Genomic DNA, 14,072 nt, shown 5'->3' on the forward strand with positions numbered 1-14,072 from the left:
GGGGAGGAGAGCGTGCCCCGAAGACTACGACGGGTGCGCCGCCGTTGGGCCGGGGCACGACCGCCGCCCTTGCTGCCCTCCGGCGCTGCGGGTAGCTTCCCGGTCGTTCCTGGGGGTACCCGTCCGCACGTCTGCGGCGGCCCTGTCTCTGCCGCCCGCCCGCGCCCGATCCGACCCGTTCGCTACGCCACCCGTTTTCCTTCCGCGCCCCGACGCCGCTCTGCGGCTCGTCGCGCTGTGCCGTAGCCGACCTGTCTGTGCCCGAGCCGCTCTCCCGGCCTTTGTCCGCCCGCCGAACCGTCGTCTTTGGCGCCGTCGCGGCCGGCTGCCTCCTCGCCCTCGTCGCCCAGCCCGACCGCTCGTCGGCCGGCCCCGCGCTCTGGCCCTGGCTGGCCCCCGCCGACACCGACTCCGTCGCCGTCCCCGCGCTGCCCGACCTCGCAGACACGACCGACACGCCCGTCGCGGGCTTCTTCGAGGAGGGCACCGACACGCTCGTCGTGGCCGGGCCCGACACGACGGAGCGGGCCCGGGCGTACTTCCCGCTCCCCATCGAGTCCTCGGCGTCCGCCTCGCCGATCCTACGCTGGCGGCCCGCGATCCTGGGCCAGCGGGGCACGATCTGGCAGCGCCAGGTCCAGCTCGACTCGACCGAGTACACGTATCGCGTGACCGAGACCGTCGGCGGCGAGGAGCGCATCCCGGCCGTGCTCACACTCGACGAGTTCTTGGCGGCGCGGCGCGAGGAGGACATCGACAGCCAGTTCCGCACGCTCGTCTCGCAGCGCGCCGACCGCCAGCAGCAGCGGCCCGGCGGCGGCCTCGGCTTCGCCGTCGACATCCCCGGCGGCGAGCAGTCGGCCTTCCGGACGCTGTTCGGCAAGAACGAGGTGGCCTTGACCGTCAACGGCACGTCGAACGTCAACCTGGGCATCCGCTACGACCAGAACGACTTGCAAGACGCGCTGCGCCCCAACGCCAGCCCCTTCGCGCCGGACTTCGGCCAGGACCTCAACCTCAACGTCGCCGGCACGATCGGCGACAAGCTGGCGATCAACGTCAACTACGACACCCAGAGCCAGTTCGACTTCGAGAACCAGGTGTCGCTCGTCTACACCGGCTACGAGGACGACATCGTCCAGCGGATCGAGGCGGGCAACGTGTTCCTGCAGACGCCCTCGACCCTGATCCGCGGCGGGCAGCGGCTGTTCGGCCTGCGCACCGACCTGCAGTTCGGCCCGCTAGCGGTGACCGCCGTCGCGAGCCAGCAGGACGCCGAGACCATTGATCGCGTCTTCGAGGGCGGCGCCGACGCGCAGACGTTCTCGCTGGCGCCGTACGACTACGAGGACGACACTCACTTTTTCCTCGGCTACCGCTTCCACAACTGGTGGGACGAAGCGCACCGCCGCCCGCAGAACCCGCAGCTGCCGCCCAACTTCCGCCGGTTCGTCGGCATCGAGGTCTGGAAGCACGAGCAGGGCCTGGGCAACGCGACGCAGGACGACGTGGAGACGACGTGGGCCATCGCCCTCGCCGACCTCGCCGAGCCGCCCGAGGTGCTCGACGGCGGCGAGGCATACCTCGGCGACTTCGATGGCAGCACGGGGACGTACCCCGAAGCCTTTTCCGCTCCGCTCCCGAGCCCCGCTCTCGACCAGTACTCCGACGCCGTGCTCGAGGCCGCCCGTACGAACGGGTCCTCGGTGACAGCCCAGAGCCTGTCCGCCGGGCTCGCGCGCCCGCTCCCGCCGTCCGGCGCGTTCGCCAACAACGTCTTTAAGCGGCTGCGCGCCAACCTCGACTACACCTTCGACGCCAGTCTGGGTTGGATCTCGCTGTCGACCTCGGTGACCGACAGCGACTTGATCGCCGTCGCCTACCAGTACGAGACGCTCGACGGCACGCTCGTCAACGTTGGGGACTACGGCCGCCCCGCGCAGTCGACGTCGCAGACCGGGCCGCGCACCATCCTCAAGCTCATCCGTGCCGACCGCCCGACGCCGACGGACCCGTTGTGGGACCTGACGATGCGCAACATCTACCGCATCGGCGGTCGGAGCCTCAACCCCTCGACGTTTCAGCTCGGCATCGCGTACGAGCCGGCCGGCAGCAGCCCTTCGACGGTCCCCATCAACCTCTCGTTCGAGCAGAAGACGTTCCTTGAAGTCCTGGGCCTCGACCGCGTCAACGAGCAGGGCCTGGCGGTGCCGGACGAGGTCTTCGACTTCCGCGCCGGCGAGACCATCGACCCCAACAACGGGCGCGTCATCTTCCCCGTCCGCCAGCCCTTCGGCGACTACCTCCGCAACGTGATCACGACGGGACAGACGGTGGGCACGATCGGCTCGGCGAACGGCTTCATCAACGTCACCCTGGGTGGCGTCCCGCAGGCGGAGATCCTGCAGGCCTATGTCCCGACGTTGGAAGACGGCACGCCGGGCGGAGCCACCCTCTACGACCTCGAGCCCGAGAACGCGCGCCGGCGCCTGTCGCGCCTGACCGACTACACGATCGCAGGCGAGTACAAGAGCGCCACGCAGTCGGTCTTCAACATCGGCTTCCAGCTGGTCGAGGGGACCGTCCGCGTGACCTCGGGCGACCTCGAGCTGCAGGAGGGGACCGACTACCGCGTCAACTACACCGGCGGCACGGTCGAGATCACGAACCCGACGTTCCTGCAGCAGGGCCAACGTGTGCAGGTCTCGGTTGAGCAGAACAAGTTCTTCTCCATCGGCTCGAAGACGCTCGTCGGCTTGCGCGGCGACTACCGCTTCTCGGACGACCTCTCGATCGGCGCGACCTGGATGCAACTCTCCGAGCGGCCGCTCGGCGACAAGTTTCGGGTCGGCGAGGAAGCCCTCAACAACTCCATCGTCGGGCTCGACGGCTCGTTTCTGACCGAGCCCCGCTGGCTGACGCGCGCGGTCGACGCGCTCCCGCTGATCAACACGCGTGCGCCGTCGCGCATCGAGATCCGGGGCGAGGTGGCGCGGCTGAGCCCCGGCCACCCGGCGACGCTGGCGTTCGGCCGCACGCGCGACGCGCTCCTCGACGCCGGCCTCGACTTTGCCGACGACGAGCTCTCGGGCGTCAGCTACGTCGACGACTTCGAGGGCTCCGAGAACGCCTACACGGCGCTCCGCTTTACCGACGGCTGGCGCATCGCGGCCCCTCCCGTTGACGCCGGTCCAGAGGATGCCCGCGACGGCTCCGCGTTGGAAGCCGACGTGACCGACCCGACGCTGCGGACCAACTGGCGCGGCCTGTTCACGTGGTACTCGATCCCCGAGACCGGGTACAACACCGAGGGCTTCCCCGAGGTGATCTCGCCGGCGACCGAGCCCGTCCCGGCCAACGAGCTCTTCCCCAATCGCCAGTTCCTCAACGAACGCGAAGCCAAGCGGCCGCTCGACCTGCTCGACCTCTACTTCGACCCGACGCGGCGCGGGCCCTACAACTACAACGCGACCGTCACCGGCGGGCGCTTCCAGCAGAACCCGCGCGACGTCTGGGGCGGCTTTGCCCGGCCCATCGAGGGGTCGTACTCGAACTTCGACGGTCAGAACAACATCGAGTTCGTCGAGCTCTTGTTCGCGCCCCTCGGCGGCATCAACGGGACAGAGCCCATCGCCGAAGGGGCGGTGATGTACCTCGACCTTGGACGCGTCAACGAGGACGTCCTGCCGAACGGCTTCCTCAACTCCGAGGACGGCCTGGTCACCGGCGACGCGACGCAGCTCGACGCCTGGGGCCGCCGCCCGACTGGGCGGACGAACGGGTTCGTGGACTTCGACGACGAGACGAACCGGACCGAAGACCTGGGCCTCGATGGGCTGCCCTCGCTCAGAGAGCTGCCCGGCGGCGTCCCGCCCTACGAGGTGTCCGAGGCCGACCTGTTCCGCCCGTTCCTGACGGCGCTCGCGCCGAACTCGGCTGAGGAGGCCCGCGCCGTGCAAGACCCCTCGGCGGACGACTTCTACAACTTCGCCGACGTCACGCGCTTCAACGACCGCTCGCGCTACCCGACGACGCCGAACGGCGCCACCATCCAGGAGCGCTACGCCCACTACTTCCCGGCGCGCGAGCTCAACTCGGCGCTGGCGCAGCAGAACCTGGTCGGCGGGCGCGGGGTGTCGGTGATCCCCAACTCCGAGGACCTCAACGGCAACAACACGCTCGACCCGGCCGAGTCGTACCACCGCTACACGATCCCGCTCGACGCGGCCGGGCTGGCGGCCAGCCCGTTCTTCCAGAACCCGCTGACGACCGTCGACCGCGAGGGCCGCGAGCAGACGTGGTACCTGCTGCGCATCCCCGTCCGAACGGACCGCCGCGAGTCCATCGGCTTGGACGACGAGAACGACTTTTCGCGCGTCGAGGCCGTCCGCCTGTGGACGACTGGCCACGACCGCCCGGTGACGATGCGCATCGCGTCGTTCGAACTCGTCGGCAGCCAGTGGCTGAAGTCGGAGGCCGTCGGCTCGGCGGCGGCGGACGATGCGGACACCGAGGGCGGCGTCCGGAGCGTACCGCCGTCGCTGTTTATCGAGTCGGTCAACAACGAGGAGAACAGCTCGATCTACGCCATCCCCCGGGGGACCATCCAGAACACGGCGCGGTCGATCAGTGGGGCCGTGCGGTCCACGCGCGAACAGGCACTCGTCTTCCGCGCCGAGGGGCTCGGCGACGGCCGCCGCGCGGGGATCACGCGCTCGTATGCGACCAGCCCGCTCGACCTCACCAAGTACTCCAACCTGCGCGCCGCCATCCACGGCGACGGGTTCGAGCGGTCGGACTCGATGCGCGTCTTCGTCCGCGTCGGCGACGACGAGACGGAGAACTACTACGAGTTCGAGCAGCCGGTCTACCCGTTCGACCCGGCCCGTTTGGCTGACGAGAGCCTGTTCACGGGCGTCTGCCGCCCCGAGCAACCCTTCAACTGCGCGCAGTCGGACAGCCTGTGGCAGACGAACGTGCAGGTGGACGGCGAGCGCGTCGATCTCAACCCGGTTAACATCGTGCTGAGCGAGCTCAACCGGGCCAAGCTCCAGCGCGACCGCTCCGGCGCGCCCCTCGACGAGCGCTATACCGTCCCCGGCGCGGAGGGCTCGCCGTCGGGCGCGACGATCACCGTCCGCGGCCAGCCGTCGATCCAAGACGTGCGCACCGTCGTCTTGGGCGTCCGCAACGGGCGCGGCGGGGCGGCCGTCGTCGACACGGTGTCCGTGTGGTTCAACGAGCTCCGCGTGACGGGCTACGACGAGGCGGGCGGCGCCAGCGGGTTCGTCACGGCCAACATGGCACTGGCGGATGTGGCCTCGGTCAACGCCCGCGCCAGCTTCACCGACGACGGCTTCGGCGACCTCGGCGGCGCGCTCGGCGGCCGAGCCTTCGCCGCGTCGACGGCGTTCACGTTGACGTCGTCGTTCAACGCGCACAAGCTGATCCCCGAGCGGTTCGGCTGGAGCATCCCCGTGTCGTACTCGCTGACGCAAAACGCCTCGACGCCCCGCTTCGACCCCGACAACGGGGACGTCCGGCTCGACGACCTGGTGGAAGCGGCGCGTGCGGGCGACCCCGACGTGGTCGACGCCGAGACGGGTGCGCTGGCACCGGACTTGCGCGCCGAGGCCATCCTGGACCGCGCCCGCACGGAGGCCTCGTCGCAGAACTTCCGCGTGTCGGCCTCGAAGTCGGGCAGCCGCTCGCCCTGGCTGAAGTACACGCTCGACGGCGTGACGGCGTCCTATTCGGCCTCCTCGCAAGCGGGCTCCAACCCGTCGGCCCAGTTCAGCGAGACCGACGCCTGGACGACGGCCCTCAACTACCGCGTGACGGTGCCCAAGCCCCTCGCGGTCCGCCCGTTCTGGCTGCTCGACGAGGTGCCGGTGCTGGGCGCCGTCATCGGCGGGCTCCGCCTGAACCTGCTGCCGCAGAGCGTCACCGCGTCGACGGACGCCTCCCGCAACTTCGCCGCGTCCCAGCAGCGCCTAGGCGCCCAGTTCCTGGAGGAGCCGGACTCGATCCGGAGCTACCGCGCGCTCACGCGGCGGACGCACCGCTTCGAGCACGGCCGCCAGTTCTCGGTCCAGCACACGCCGCTGCCGTTCCTGCAGCTCTCGTTCGCGTCCGACACCGACCAGGACCTGGGGGCCGCGGGCCAGCGCGAGCAGTTCCGGATCCTGGTCCGCGACCGAGATGGTCAGTTCTCGCGGACCTACAACATCAGCCCGACCGCCGCCCGGTCCGACACGAGCGCCGTCTACGCGGACCTGGTGGCCGCGCTCGACGGGTTCGAGGCGGGCGACCCGTTCCCGAACAGCCGCGTCGAGATCCTGGGCGGCTCCGACCTCCAGTTCCTGCCGCTCGGCGAGGCGCTTTCGAACGCGTTCGCAGGCGACCTCCGGACGCGCCAGTACGCGCAGCAGGCCTCGGCAACGCTGCGCATCAGCACGCGCCGTCAGAAGTGGCTGAACTGGCTCCAGATCCAGCCGATCGCGTTCTCGACCAACTACGACTGGCGCGACCAGCCGAGCGCCTCCGCACCCGACCTCGACGTGGCGTCGGCGGGCACGCGCGCCAACATCCAGAGCGCGGTCCAGATCCAGCCCCGGACGTTCTGGCGTCTCTTCCCGTTCTACCGCTCGTGGGAGGCCGAGGCCACCCGCCGGGCGGACGCCGCGACGGACTCGACCGCGAGCGGCGGCGGCGGGCTCAGCCCCGCCCGTCTCGGCCGCCGCCTCTTCCTCGCCGCGACCGGCATCGACGACGTCTCGCTGACGTACCGGGGCTCGTCGACCGCCGCGACGGCCGGGCTTGAAGGGCAGGCCTACAGCCTGTTCTCCGGGCTCGCCGGCGACGCCCCGTCGCTGGGCTACCGCCTCGGCCTCACGCGGGAGATCGGGATCGACCAGCGCATCCAGAACGACGCCGCCTTCAACACCTTCTCGGACCTGCTCGGCGCCAGCCACGACATCGACGCGCGGACCCAGCTCTCGCCATTCCGCGGCCTGTCCGTCGGCCTCAGCTGGCGGACCGCCTGGAGTTCGTCGGAGGAGATCGACTTCCGGATCCTGGGCGAAGGGGAGACGGGCGGGCCCACCGATCCGGACGACCCCGACAGCCCGTTCCGGCGGGCGTTCGCGCCCGGCGACATCGAACGCTCCGTCGGCCGGCGCTCCGGGACCGGCGAGTCGACCGTGTTCTCCTTTGGCGGCAGCTACCGCGACGTCGTCGAGGCGCACGTGGCCCGCTACCAGCGCGACAGCGGCCGCCCGCCGACGGAGGCCGGCGCGATCCCGTCCGAGTTCCTGTCGCCGACCGGCTACGCCGCCGACTTCTCCTCCATCCTGTCGCGTGGGATGGGCGCGTTCGGGCCGAACGGCCTGTTCCAGATCCCCGTCCCGAACTGGACGATCTCGTACTCGGGCCTGGAGCGGCTGCCGCTGCTCCGCGCCGTCGCCAACCAGATCAGCCTGCAGCACGGGTACTCGGCGACGGCCCAGACCCAGTTCGCCACCATCTTCGACCCGGGCTCGCGCACCGCAGAGTTCAACGGCCAGACCTTCGCGAGCGCCGCGACGCTCGCCGAGGACGGGTTCGACGAGCCGACCTCGGTGACGGTCAACGAGCGGTTCCAGCCGCTCATCGGCGTCACGTTCGGGTTCAAGGGCAACATCCAGACGAGCTTCTCGACCAACTGGACCTCGCTGATGACGTTGAACACCCCCTCGGCGACCGTGTATGAGAAGACCTCCCAGGACCTCCGGGTCGACTTGTCGTACGCGCGGACGGGCCTGAGCCTGTTCGGGCTGCGCGGGCTCAACAACAACATCCGGTTCCAACTCACGGCGCTCGTCGCCGGCGACGAGACGTTCACCTCGCTGCCGCTCCAGCAGGACGTGATCAACCTGCTGGACGACGATCCCGAGACGGGCTTCACCGCGACGACCCCTCGGCAGACCTCGCGTCTCCAGGTCTCGCCTCAGATCAGCTACACGGTCTCGAACCAGGTCACGGCCAACCTGCTGGCGCAGTACGAGCGGACGGACTCGGAGGTCGCCGGACAGACGAACCGCTTCACGGGCGGCGTCAGCCTGCGCATCCTGTTCTCGAACTAGGGCGGCGCTGATGGGTTGAGCACTGGCCGATCCGCTGCCCCGATGCCCGCCCCCGCCTACGTCTACCATCTCGGCCGCGTGCCGTACCGCGAGGCGTGGGCGCTGCAGGGCGCGCTGCAGGCCCAACTCGTCGCCGCCAAGCGCGCCGACCCGCCCGTCCCGCTCGCGCACACCGTGCTCGTGGTGGAGCACCCGCCGGTCTACACGCTCGGCAAGAGCGCCGACGCCAGCCATGTGCTCGCGTCCGACGCGGAGCTGGCGGCGATGGGCGCCGCGGCGGTCCCGGTCGACCGCGGCGGCGACGTGACGTTCCACGGGCCGGGGCAGGTCGTCGTGTACCCGATCCTCGACCTCGACCGCTTGGCGACGCCCGAGGGCGAGCCGCTCCGCGACCTCCACCGCTACCTCCGCCAGCTCGAAGAGGCCGCCATCCGAACCTGCGCCGACTGGGGCGTGGTCGCCCGCCGCGTCGCTGGGCGGACCGGCGTGTGGGTCGGGCCCGACGCTCGGGGCGACGAGCGCAAGGTCTGCGCGATGGGCGTCCGCTGTAGCCGGTGGGTGACCATGCACGGGCTGGCGTTCAACGTCGCGACCGACCTGGGATGGTTCGACCAGATCGTCCCCTGTGGGATCGACGACCGGGGCGTGACGACGCTCGTGCGGGAGGTGAGGGGAGGAGAGATGGAACCGAGGGGTAGAGGAGTAGAGGAGAACAGGCGGGAACGCGGGGAGCCACACGCTCCCATGCCGCCTCTCGTCGGGTCCTCTTCTCCTTCCTTCGAGGCCGTCGCCGAGCGGCTCGTCGCCCACCTCGGCGAGCGGCTGGGGCTGGACCTCACGGAGTATCGGGGCGAGGCCGCGCACGATCATCTCCGAGAGATCACGGCGACCATCGCAACCTAGAGGGGGGCGGCGTACGTTGATGGCCTCCCCCTTTCCAACCGACCCTTTCGGCTCATGCCTCCTTTCAACGTCGACCAGTTCGCCCGCCAGCTCCTCGCCGAGGCCCTCTTCTACGACGAGGAGTACGGCGCGCTCGGCAACGTCAGCCTTATCGACAAGGAGAGCGTCCGCGAGCGCTACCTCGCCTCCTACGACCCCGACCGCGACCTCTTCCTCATCGAGGAGGCCGTCGAGTGGGAGGAGCTCGACGCCGACGAGGACGGCGAGGTCGACTACGCGCTCGCCGTCGACGGCAAGGAGTACGGCACCTACGGCACGCCCGAGGAGGCGGCTGAGGTGCTGATGACGCTCGCTCGCGACAACAACCTCGGGCCCAGCTTCATGATCCTCTTCGACGAGGACGCGGCGTAGACCCTTCGGGTCAATACGGGGTACTCGGTACGAGGTACGGTCGGGCGGAATGCTCGCGTACCCGGTACCGCGTGCCCCGTACCTGTATTAGACGGTTGTGTCGCGCCACAGCGCCGCCGCCAGCGCCAGCCACCCGGCGATAAACGCGAGCCCGCCGAGCGGCGCCACGGCGCCGAGCACGCCGACATCGGTCAGCACCAAGGCGTAGAGGCTCCCCGAGAACAAGGCGATGCCGGCCAGGAACAGCGCGCCGGCGGCTCGCGCCACGCGCGACGGTCGCCACGCCGTCAGCCCGCCCGCCACGACGCCGGCCAGCGCGTGGAGTTGGTGATAGCTCGCGGCCGTCCGCCACGTCGCCAGCCGCTCCGGCGTCACCGCATCTGCGAGCGCGTGCGCGCCGAACGCGCCCAGGGCGACCCCCAGCGCGCCGAGCCCGGCCGCGACGGCCGCCAGCCGCCCGCTACCCGTCATCGGTCCCGACGGCCGCGTCGCGCGCGGGGAGCACCTGGAACGGGTGCGGCGCCCCGTTGAGCCGCAACGTGTAGCTGCCCGCCTCGAAGCCGCCATCGAGCACGACGTAGAACCGGAACGGCCGGGTCACGGCCGCGCAGACCGTCTCGCGGGGCTGGCGCATTTCCAGCGCCACGTCGATGAACTGGCTCTGCCGAGACTGCCGGAGGTCGGTCAACTCGGCGCATGCGTCGGGCAAGGCGCCCTCGACGAGCACCTCGACGGCGACGGCATCGCCCGGCGCGGGCCGGCCGGCCGGCCGCACGTCGACCGTCTGCACGACCGCGGGGTAGATGAGGTAGCGCGTGCTGTCGGAGACCGGCCGGATCAGGACCGTCTCGCGGTCCGGATCGCTGCCGACGCGGTAGCCGTAGCGGTCGCGGTCGGGCCCGTCGGTGGCGGCGCCGCTGCCGCCGCAGGCGGCAAGTGCGAGGGCGAAAGCCGGGAGCCAGAGCGCGCGCATCAGGGGGCCCCGTCGGTCCCGTCGGCCGTGGCCTCTTCGGGCTCGTCGGCCGGGGTGGGCACCTCGGCGGCGGCCGGCGGGGCGTCGTCGCCTGCGAGCAGCTTGGCCTCGGGCGCCTCGTCCGAGACGGTCTCCGTCGGCGCGTCGCCCCACAGCCGCTCCAGGTCGTAGTGGGCCCGGAGTTCGGGGTCAAAGACGTGGACGGCCAGATCGAAGTAGTCGAGCACGATCCAGCGGCTGGTGCCGGGCTGGCCGTCGCGCGCGACGGGGCGCTCGCCGGCTTGCTCCCGGATCGCGTCCACCACGCCGTCGACGATGGCGCGGATCTGCAGGTCCGACTCGCCGGTCGCGATCACGAAGTAGTCGACCTCGCCGGAGATGCCGCGCAGGTCCATCACGGTGACGTCGCGGGCGCGCTTGTCGAGGGCCGCGTCGATGGCGATCCGGGCGAGCTGGCGGCCGGGCGTGGGGCCGGTGCGGCGGGAGCGTTGGGACTGGGTTGCGGACATGAATCGATCGGTCAGGGCTCGTGTAGACGCGCCCGCGGGCGCATGGATTCGCAGAATCGGTGGGTTAGTCGCTCGCGAACGGCGCCAGCGCCTCGAAGTCGGTGCCGACGTAGACGGTCACGTCCAGGGCGTAGTCGGTCGTCGGGCCGCCCGTGACGACGCGGTCGGGCCCCAGGCCGAGCGCCTGGGCCACGTTGCGGGCGTCGAGCGCCGTCCCGGAGCGGACCACGACGGTCGTCCGTTCGCGCCGCTCGGCGTTGCCGATGTCGACCACGTCGAAGCCGTGCCGGCGCAAGTGGTCGGTCGTCGTCGCCGCCAGCCCGTCCACGCCGGCCGCGTTGCGGACCTCGACCTGAATACGGGCGCGCTCGGGGTCGGTGTCGAGCGCCCGGGGGCCCATCACGCGCGTGACGCCGCCCCAGACGAGCACGCCGACGACGAGCGCGCCGACGACCAGGCCAGCGTTGAGGAGGACGTCGTTCCGCGTGCGGTCCGCCAAGGGCTACTGCGAGTCGCGGAAGAAGAGATCGCCCGCAGCGGGACCGACGCCGGCGCCGTATCCCAGGCCCGGCCCGTAGCCCAAGCCGCGCTGGTAGCCATTTCCGTAGCCGTAGGGCGCGGCGTAGCTCCCGTACGGGCTCTGCTGAATGCTCAGGTGGATCAGCGCGTTCTCAGTCGGCCGGTATGCCAGCTCCGCGTTGCGCAGGTACACGCGCGGCTCGCCGTCCACGCCGAGCGCGCTCTGCAGGCCCGACGACCCGAACGGGCTGTGCGCCACGCCCACGTCTACGCGCCCGGCCAGCTTCGACGACGGCTGCCACCGGAGCGACGCCGTGTAGATGCCGAGCCCCAAGCTCCCGCCGGCCCCGCCGCTGTACGAGGCCTCGTAGGACTGGCTGAACTTGAGCGTCTCCGCCGCGAACCAGTCGCCGACGCCGAGCGGCGCGGGCGAGTCGGACAGGGCGACCGGCGCCGGACGGCCGGGCACGTCGGTTGCGCGCTGGGCCTGCACCGGCACGGCGAGAGCGAGGAGAGCGGCGAGAGCGAGCGTGCGCATGGCGGCGGCGGGGAGTACGGACAAGATCGACCGAGCGCCGACGGGAGTCAATGCATGTCGGTGCGGCCAGACAACGCCGCCGGGGCCGCCGTGGTGCCCCCACTGGCGTGCGGGGTCGGAGGCGGACCCCGGCTGGCGGTGCGGTCCAACAGAAAGCCGCCGGCCACCCACGAGGGGCGACCGGCGGCGGGGTCTGAAGCCGAGAGGGCTTACATGCCCGTCAGCTCGTTGCCACCGGCGGTGAGGGCCTCACCGAGGGTCTGCAGCGACGCGTTGTCGCCCGCGGCGCCCGTCGTGGCGGCACCGAGGCTCTGGAGCGTGGCGCCGACGGCAGCGCCGTCGATCGGGTCGGCCTGGAGCTGGCCGCGGAGCGTCTCGAGGTCGGCGACGACCGGCGCGAAGTCGGCGTTGCCGCTGAGCTGGGCGATCCAGCCGTCGATGTTGCTGATGGCGGCCGGGACGGCGAGGCTCAGGAGCCCGCCAGCGTCGGTGACGGCCTGGACGGTGCCCTCGGGCGTGACCTCGGGGGCGGCCATCAGGTCATCGTCGGCCATCATGTCGTCCTCCATCATGGCATCGTCGGTCTCGACGATCATGGGGTCGGTGTCGGCAACCTCCGGCTCAGACTCGCAAGCGGCGAGGGGGAGCGTGAGGGCCAGGGCGAACAGGGCGATACGAGTAGTCATGTCGGGAGTGGGGGTGAGAAGAGAAGCGCCGGCAGTTACCAGGGCTCGGCGTGTCTAACCCGTTACAGGGGCTGAAGATCGCGGCTCTCCCAATTTTCTTTCACCGCTGACAGTCGACGACCCAGGCTTCCGGCCGTTCCATCGGCGCCAGCACCGCCGCCAGCCGGAGGAGTCGAGCCTGCTCGGGCCAGGCGAGCCGCGCCGCCGCGTCTTGGGCCGGGAGCCACGCGAACGCGTCGTGCTCGTCGTCGAGCGCCGGGTCGCCTTCGACCTCGGCCGCGAAGGCGGGCGCCAGGACCACGCGGTCGGTCGCGGGCTCGTAGTGCGCGTTGAGCGACGGCAACGCCCACAGGTGGAGGAGCCCAGCCCCCGGTCCCCAGCCGGTCTCCTCGGTCAGCTCACGGAGCGCCGTCTGGCCCGCCGTCTCGTCGCCCTCGATCTTCCCGCCGATCATGCGCCATCGGCCGGCATCCGAACGGCCCGCCGCGCGGCGGAGGACCAGCCACTCGGCGCCGCCCCGGCGGTAGGGGTAGACATCGACGGCGTGGGCGGAGAGCGTGGGCATGGCGGCAGCGGGGGCGGCCGAAACGGATTCCGGCGGCGCGGGTTCACGGCCCATGGACGACCGCATCTACCTCATCATCGCGGTGACCTTCTTCGGGTTCCTCGCGCTCGCGTTCATCCTGCTCTTCCCGGTCTGGCGGTTCATCCGCCGCCAGGAGCGCGTGGCCGACGACTGGACGCCCGACGCCATCGCCCGCCGGCAGACGGCGGCGCGTGCGGCCCCTCCGCCCGACGAGCCCGAGCCGCCGGCTTCCTAGAGACGCACCCACGGCCGCAACTGCTCGACGGTCTTCGCGCCGATCCCTTTGACCTCCGCCAGCTGATCGGCGCTGCGGAAGGGGCCGTGCGCGCGGCGGTACGCCACGATCCGCCCCGCCAGCGCGGGCCCGATCCGGGGCAGCCGCTGCAAGTCGGCCTCGGACGCCGTGTTGACGTTCGTCGGGACGGGCGGGGGCTTGCCGGATCGGCGCGGCGCGGAGGCGCGCTCGACGGCCGCATCCGCGACTTGGGCAGCGGTCGAGTCGCCCGCCGACTCGGGCTCGGCCGCTGGCGCCGCCAGCGCGAGCGGGGCCGCTGGCGTCGCGGCCGTGTCGGCGGCGACCGTGGCGAAGGCAGCGTCGGCGGCGGCGTAGAGGTCGGCCGGGACGGGCTGGGCGCGGCCCTGGACGTGCAGCGCGACCGCCCCGCCCAGGGTGGCCACGAGGACGGCCAGGGCCGCCGAGCCCTCGGGCCCGGTCAGCCCGACCCGGGTTTGTAGACGGTAGAGCCAGCGCATGGCGGCAGGGGAGGGGAACACCTAGACCCGGACGCCCCTCTCCGCATAACCTCGGGCCGTCAATTTCACGA

General features: G+C 71.4%; 12 protein-coding genes. 4 read left to right on the plus strand and 8 right to left on the minus strand.

Translation table 11 applies throughout. The features are described 5' to 3' along the window. Positions 1 to 281 precede the first annotated feature (281 nt). Genes sprA through ACLII4_RS06015 form a run of 3 tightly spaced genes read left to right on the plus strand, consistent with a single transcriptional unit; the run spans position 282 to position 9,437 of the window. Positions 282 to 8,123, plus strand: a complete 7,842-nt coding sequence (gene sprA / locus ACLII4_RS06005; RefSeq protein WP_412069992.1) for a cell surface protein SprA — start codon at positions 282 to 284, stop codon at positions 8,121 to 8,123. 42 nt (positions 8,124 to 8,165) lie between these two features. Further along, positions 8,166 to 9,026, plus strand: a complete 861-nt coding sequence (gene lipB, locus ACLII4_RS06010) for a lipoyl(octanoyl) transferase LipB (RefSeq protein WP_412069993.1) — start codon at positions 8,166 to 8,168, stop codon at positions 9,024 to 9,026. Between the two features lie 54 nt (positions 9,027 to 9,080). Then, on the plus strand, positions 9,081 to 9,437 hold the full coding sequence (locus ACLII4_RS06015; RefSeq protein ID WP_412061999.1) for a hypothetical protein: 357 nt from the start codon (positions 9,081 to 9,083) through the stop codon (positions 9,435 to 9,437). An 87-nt stretch (positions 9,438 to 9,524) separates the two neighbouring features. Here ACLII4_RS06015 and ACLII4_RS06020 read toward each other — a convergent pair whose 3' ends face one another. The 7 genes from ACLII4_RS06020 to ACLII4_RS06050 form a co-directional block, all read right to left on the minus strand. Next, the gene (locus tag ACLII4_RS06020; RefSeq protein WP_412069994.1) at positions 9,525 to 9,908 is read right to left on the minus strand and encodes a DUF423 domain-containing protein; all 384 of its coding nucleotides are present in this window, start codon (positions 9,906 to 9,908) and stop codon (positions 9,525 to 9,527) included. Further along, a complete protein-coding gene (locus ACLII4_RS06025) occupies positions 9,898 to 10,410 on the minus strand; it encodes a hypothetical protein (RefSeq protein WP_412069995.1) in 513 nt (170 codons plus the stop codon). Before ACLII4_RS06025 ends, ACLII4_RS06020 begins: the two co-directional genes overlap by 11 nt. Further along, the gene (gene rsfS / locus ACLII4_RS06030; RefSeq protein WP_412069996.1) at positions 10,410 to 10,919 is read right to left on the minus strand and encodes a ribosome silencing factor; all 510 of its coding nucleotides are present in this window, start codon (positions 10,917 to 10,919) and stop codon (positions 10,410 to 10,412) included. Before rsfS ends, ACLII4_RS06025 begins: the two co-directional genes overlap by 1 nt. Before the next feature lie 64 nt (positions 10,920 to 10,983). Next, positions 10,984 to 11,418, minus strand: a complete 435-nt coding sequence (locus ACLII4_RS06035) for a LytR C-terminal domain-containing protein (RefSeq protein ID WP_412069997.1) — start codon at positions 11,416 to 11,418, stop codon at positions 10,984 to 10,986. Between the two features lie 3 nt (positions 11,419 to 11,421). Further along, a complete protein-coding gene (locus ACLII4_RS06040) occupies positions 11,422 to 11,976 on the minus strand; it encodes a hypothetical protein (protein ID WP_412069998.1) in 555 nt (184 codons plus the stop codon). A 209-nt stretch (positions 11,977 to 12,185) separates the two neighbouring features. Continuing rightward, positions 12,186 to 12,662 (minus strand): hypothetical protein, encoded by a 477-nt coding sequence (locus tag ACLII4_RS06045; RefSeq protein WP_412069999.1) that lies wholly within the window; start codon positions 12,660 to 12,662, stop codon positions 12,186 to 12,188. A 100-nt stretch (positions 12,663 to 12,762) separates the two neighbouring features. Further along, the gene (locus ACLII4_RS06050; protein ID WP_412070000.1) at positions 12,763 to 13,227 is read right to left on the minus strand and encodes an NUDIX hydrolase; all 465 of its coding nucleotides are present in this window, start codon (positions 13,225 to 13,227) and stop codon (positions 12,763 to 12,765) included. A 52-nt stretch (positions 13,228 to 13,279) separates the two neighbouring features. Here ACLII4_RS06050 and ACLII4_RS06055 point away from each other — a divergent pair, with 52 nt between their 5' ends. Further along, complete coding sequence (locus tag ACLII4_RS06055; protein WP_412070001.1) at positions 13,280 to 13,483, plus strand: hypothetical protein; 204 nt, start codon at positions 13,280 to 13,282, stop codon at positions 13,481 to 13,483. Here the strand turns inward: ACLII4_RS06055 and ACLII4_RS06060 are convergent. Continuing rightward, on the minus strand, positions 13,480 to 14,001 hold the full coding sequence (locus tag ACLII4_RS06060; RefSeq protein ID WP_412070002.1) for a ComEA family DNA-binding protein: 522 nt from the start codon (positions 13,999 to 14,001) through the stop codon (positions 13,480 to 13,482). The genes ACLII4_RS06055 and ACLII4_RS06060 overlap by 4 nt on opposite strands. Positions 14,002 to 14,072: the final 71 nt, after the last annotated feature.

Origin of the sequence: Rubrivirga aquatilis (genome assembly GCF_046845665.1) — a bacterium.
Classification (GTDB): domain Bacteria; phylum Bacteroidota; class Rhodothermia; order Rhodothermales; family Rubricoccaceae; genus Rubrivirga.

What these genes read in the sequence shown, in the direction of transcription:
- lipB (WP_412069993.1), top strand. Translation starts at nt 8,166, where the DNA reads ATGCCCGCCCCCGCCTACGTCTACCATCTCGGCCGCGTGCCGTACCGC.
- ACLII4_RS06015 (WP_412061999.1), top strand. Translation starts at nt 9,081, where the DNA reads ATGCCTCCTTTCAACGTCGACCAGTTCGCCCGCCAGCTCCTCGCCGAG.
- ACLII4_RS06020 (WP_412069994.1), bottom strand. Translation starts at nt 9,908, where the DNA reads ATGACGGGTAGCGGGCGGCTGGCGGCCGTCGCGGCCGGGCTCGGCGCG.
- ACLII4_RS06025 (WP_412069995.1), bottom strand. Translation starts at nt 10,410, where the DNA reads ATGCGCGCGCTCTGGCTCCCGGCTTTCGCCCTCGCACTTGCCGCCTGC.
- rsfS (WP_412069996.1), bottom strand. Translation starts at nt 10,919, where the DNA reads ATGTCCGCAACCCAGTCCCAACGCTCCCGCCGCACCGGCCCCACGCCC.
- ACLII4_RS06040 (WP_412069998.1), bottom strand. Translation starts at nt 11,976, where the DNA reads ATGCGCACGCTCGCTCTCGCCGCTCTCCTCGCTCTCGCCGTGCCGGTG.
- ACLII4_RS06045 (WP_412069999.1), bottom strand. Translation starts at nt 12,662, where the DNA reads ATGACTACTCGTATCGCCCTGTTCGCCCTGGCCCTCACGCTCCCCCTC.
- ACLII4_RS06050 (WP_412070000.1), bottom strand. Translation starts at nt 13,227, where the DNA reads ATGCCCACGCTCTCCGCCCACGCCGTCGATGTCTACCCCTACCGCCGG.
- ACLII4_RS06055 (WP_412070001.1), top strand. Translation starts at nt 13,280, where the DNA reads ATGGACGACCGCATCTACCTCATCATCGCGGTGACCTTCTTCGGGTTC.
- ACLII4_RS06060 (WP_412070002.1), bottom strand. Translation starts at nt 14,001, where the DNA reads ATGCGCTGGCTCTACCGTCTACAAACCCGGGTCGGGCTGACCGGGCCC.